The following is a 750-nucleotide window of genomic DNA, read 5'->3' as shown; positions in this document are numbered from 1 at the left end:
CGGCTGAAACAGATACTGACCAATCTGATCGGAAATGCCGCAAAATTCACAACCGAAGGATCAGTCCGAGTCAGCGCCTCCCAGGAGGGAGACTTGCTAAAATTTGAAGTGGCAGATACGGGGCCTGGTATCCCCGATGACAAACTGGAAAGCGTCTTTGAGGGGTTCAAGCAGGCTGACAATAGCGTCACTCGAAAGTTTGGCGGCACAGGCCTGGGGCTTTCCATAAGTCGATCTCTTGCCCGGCTAATGGGGGGAGAATTGCACCTGGAAAGCGAACTTGGACGGGGTACGGTTGCGAAACTGGTATTGCCGTTCAAACCTGCGGAAGTGCCGATGTCCGACTTCCGCTCGACTGGCATAACCCCACAACTCGGAAAGCTCAAGATCATGGCCGTTGACGATGTCGCCATGAATTTGGAACTGATTGAATTGGGGCTCGAAAAGTTCGGTCACTCGGTTCAGGGCTTTCTGTCGGCGCATGGTGCGCTCTCGTCCCTTCGTAAGGGCGACACGTATGATATCATCCTGATGGATGTCCAGATGCCGGAATTCGATGGCATTGCTGCGACACGCGAGATTCGGGCTCTGTCTGCGCCAGCCAGTCAAATTCCGATTGTAGCACTGACCGCAAATGTCCTGCCCGAACAGATCGCCGAGTGTATGAAAGCTGGCATGACGGATCATGCCCCCAAGCCGATTGATATCGTTCAACTAAATGCGCTTGTTTCAGCCCTCACCACACAGCAG

1 protein-coding gene is annotated in these 750 nt (G+C 53.7%); it reads left to right on the top strand.

Annotated features, from left to right (window positions below):
- Positions 1-3: 3 nt before the first annotated feature.
- On the top strand, positions 4-750 hold a 747-nt coding region (locus B4F73_RS07570), incomplete at its 3' end, for an ATP-binding protein (protein ID WP_290482911.1).

Origin of the sequence: Hyphomonas sp. UBA3601, assembly GCF_002375605.1 — a bacterium.
GTDB lineage: Bacteria > Pseudomonadota > Alphaproteobacteria > Caulobacterales > Hyphomonadaceae > Hyphomonas.
Note: the sequence above shows the minus strand (reverse complement) of the source record. Positions and strands in the feature narration are given on the sequence as shown.